Annotated in this window: 3 protein-coding genes; all 3 read right to left on the bottom strand. The window is 67.9% G+C overall.

Annotated features, from left to right (window positions below; all coding sequences use genetic code 11):
- Positions 1-115: 115 nt before the first annotated feature.
- Positions 116-769 (bottom strand): glutathione S-transferase family protein, encoded by a 654-nt coding sequence (locus BRAS3809_RS05215; protein WP_008961053.1) that lies wholly within the window; start codon positions 767-769, stop codon positions 116-118.
- A gap of 153 nt (positions 770-922) precedes the next feature.
- Positions 923-1,795, bottom strand: a complete 873-nt coding sequence (gene tolA / locus BRAS3809_RS05210; RefSeq protein WP_008961052.1) for a cell envelope integrity protein TolA — start codon at positions 1,793-1,795, stop codon at positions 923-925.
- Between the two features lie 127 nt (positions 1,796-1,922).
- Positions 1,923-2,741: an aldo/keto reductase gene (locus BRAS3809_RS05205; RefSeq protein WP_008961051.1), complete on the bottom strand. Its 819-nt coding sequence runs from the start codon at positions 2,739-2,741 to the stop codon at positions 1,923-1,925.
- Positions 2,742-2,859: the final 118 nt, after the last annotated feature.

Genomic DNA, 2,859 nt, shown 5'->3' with positions numbered 1-2,859 from the left:
GAAGCGCGCCGGAATTACGCAGGGTATCGAACAGTCCCATCATCCGCTCCGTGACCGAGGTTCGCTGCTTCAGAGGACCGCGCCGGGCCGACCGCGTCAAGCCCGCGCCGTCAGGTCAGACCGCCTCGACCCGCTCGATGATCCAGGTCTCGGCCAGCCCGTCCTTCACCCAGGCCGCGAAAGCGGGCATGGCCATCATCGTCTCCATGTAGGCCCGGGTGTCGGCAGTGACCGGAACAGCGAAGCTGTGGAAGCGCGTCACGACCGGCGCGAACATCGCATCCGCCCCGCTGAAGCGGCCGAACAGGAACGGGCCGCCGGCGCCGTGGCGCGCCCGGCAATCACGCCAGATGTCCTCGATGCGAGCGATGTTGGCCTTGGCGTCGGCGGACAGCTGCACCGGTCGCACCGCGCGATGCAGGTTCATCGGACATTCGCTGCGCAACGCCTGAAAGCCGGAGTGCATTTCGGCGGAGACCGATCGCGCGAGCGCCCGGGCCGCGGCGTCGGCCGGCCACAGCCCGGCTGCGGGAAACCGCTCGGCCAGATACTCGATGATCGCCAGCGAATCCCACACCGTGACCGCGCCATCGATCAGGATCGGCACCTTGCCGGCGGGCGAGTGTTCCAGGATGCGCGCCTTGTCGGCCGGATCGGCGGTGTAGAGCGGGATCACGATCTCCTCGAAGGCGATGTCGCAACCGCGCAGCGCCAGCCACGGCCGCATCGACCATGAGGAATAGTTCTTGTTGCCGATCACCAGCTTCATGTCGCATCACCTCCGTGTTGAACGCGGACGGCTCCTCGCGAGCCCAAGGTCCGCGTCCACGCTATCGGCGACGAATACAGGATCATCGGGCGCGGCGTCGAGACGAGCGCCGAGGCTTGTTCCACGCCGGGCGCGTGGCAGCCTCTCGGGCTCTCAGCGCTCGAAATCCTGCGGCGTGAACGACATCTCGATCACTTTCCACTCGTTATATCGATCGGGCGGCAGCATCGCGTAGGGCTGGCAGGCCGTCAGCGCCTGGACGGCACTCTCCTTCAGCTGGACCGCTTTCGAGGCTGCAACGACCTCGATCACCTCGGGCTCGGTCGCCAGCCTGCCGTCCGGCGTCATGCCGAAGCGCAGCCTGATCAGCGCTCTGTCGGTCGGCGACAGCGAGGTCGGCAGATGCGCGCAGCTCCTCACTTTTTGCCGCAAGGCGGTTTCGAGATTGGGCGCCAGGTTCGTCGTCGCGGTCGGCCCTGCGTCCTTGTCGTCGGGTCCCCCGCCACGTGGCAGCGGCGGCAGCGGCTCCGGCAGCCCGAGCATGACGCCATATTTCACCGTGAGGTCCGGCTCCGGAGGCACGTAGCTCGGAACAGGCGCCGGCATCGGCGGAGGCGCCGGCCGGGCGGCCTGCTTCGGCTCTGATTTCGCAGCCATCTTGGCCGCTTTCGCGGGCGACGGCGCAGGCGATGGCTGCTTGGCGACCGGCGAGGCCGCGGGTGCCGGCCTGGTGGTCTCCTGCGCCGCGGGCGGCTGCGGCGCAGGAGGCGGCGCGGCCGCCGCCGGAGCGGCGCTCGGCGCCGGCTGCGGCAGGGTCAGCTCGGGGGACGGCGTCGGCGACGGCGTGGCGACCGGTTCTGGCGTTTTCTGCGGCTCGTCAGCGTCGACGACGCTGACCTCGATCTCGTCGCTCTTCGGCAGCTCGTAAGGACGCACCGAGGTCGAAACCACGGCCGCGCCGACGATCAGAAAATGCGCGAGGACGGACGCGGCGATGCCCCAACGTATGAACTGCCAACGTTCCATGCCGCTTCATTTGCGCCCGCTTGCGATCCGGCGCGTGCGTCACGCGCGGTCGCGGCGATCATCGCCAGGATTGAGCGCGGGCCAGCCGCCCGCTGGCTTCACTCTAGCATGCCGGCGCGGGCGCCGCTCAATCCCAATTCGGCGCGAAGGCGAAGTTGGTCATCCGTCCCTCCGGGCTGCCCATCGCGAAGATGTCGGCCATGTCCTGCTCGGACAGTTCGAAATCGAACACGTCGAGATTCTCGGACAGCCGCTCGATCTTCGAGGTGCGCGGGATCGCCACGACGTTCTGCTGCACCAGCCAGCGCAGGCAGATCTGCGCCGGGCTCTTGTCGTGGGCGCGGCCGATGCGCACCAATGTCGGATCGTTCTTGATCTTGCCCTTGGCGATCGGGCTGTAGGCGACCAGCGCGATGCCATGCCGCGCGCAGGCCTCGCGGACCCGGGTCTGGTCGAGATACGGATGATATTCGACCTGATTGCACACCAGCGGCTCGGAGGACACCGCCACCGCCTCGTCGAGCAGCGCGACCGTGAAGTTCGACACGCCGATGTGGCGCGCCAGGCCGAGCGTCTTGGCGTGCGCCAGCGCGCCGAGGGTCTCGGCCAGCGGCACGTGCGAGTTCGGCCAGTGCAGCAGCAGCAGATCGACCTCGGAGACGCGCAGGCGGACCAGGCTCTCCTTGGTCGAGCGCTCGAGGTCGTTGGGCGCGAAATGCGTCGTCCACACCTTGGTGGTCAGGAAGATGTCGTTGCGGCGGACGCGCGAGGCGCGCAGCCCCTCGCCGACCTCGTGCTCGTTCTCATAGACCTGGGCGGTGTCGATGTGCCGGTAGCCGAGCGTCAGCGCCTGTTCGACGATGCGGGCGCAGGTCCGCCCGCGCAGCTCCCAGGTCCCTAATCCGAGAGCGGGAATCCTGGCACCATTGGCTTCGATCATCAGCATGGATGTGCACTCCAAGCGCGTGCATGATTATGCATGCCACACGCCCGCCGTGCCATGCGGGACCGGTTTTTAGCTTAAGTCTTAGCTAAGGCCGCGAACACGGTATCGGGCGCATGGG

It is taken from the genome of Bradyrhizobium sp. STM 3809 (assembly GCF_000239795.1).
Lineage (GTDB): Bacteria > Pseudomonadota > Alphaproteobacteria > Rhizobiales > Xanthobacteraceae > Bradyrhizobium.
Note: the sequence above shows the minus strand (reverse complement) of the source record. Positions and strands in the feature narration are given on the sequence as shown.

Coding starts and splice junctions, on each gene's coding strand:
- BRAS3809_RS05205 (WP_008961051.1), bottom strand. CDS start 2,741: ATGCTGATGATCGAAGCCAATGGTGCCAGGATTCCCGCTCTCGGATTA.
- tolA (WP_008961052.1), bottom strand. CDS start 1,795: ATGGAACGTTGGCAGTTCATACGTTGGGGCATCGCCGCGTCCGTCCTC.
- BRAS3809_RS05215 (WP_008961053.1), bottom strand. CDS start 769: ATGAAGCTGGTGATCGGCAACAAGAACTATTCCTCATGGTCGATGCGG.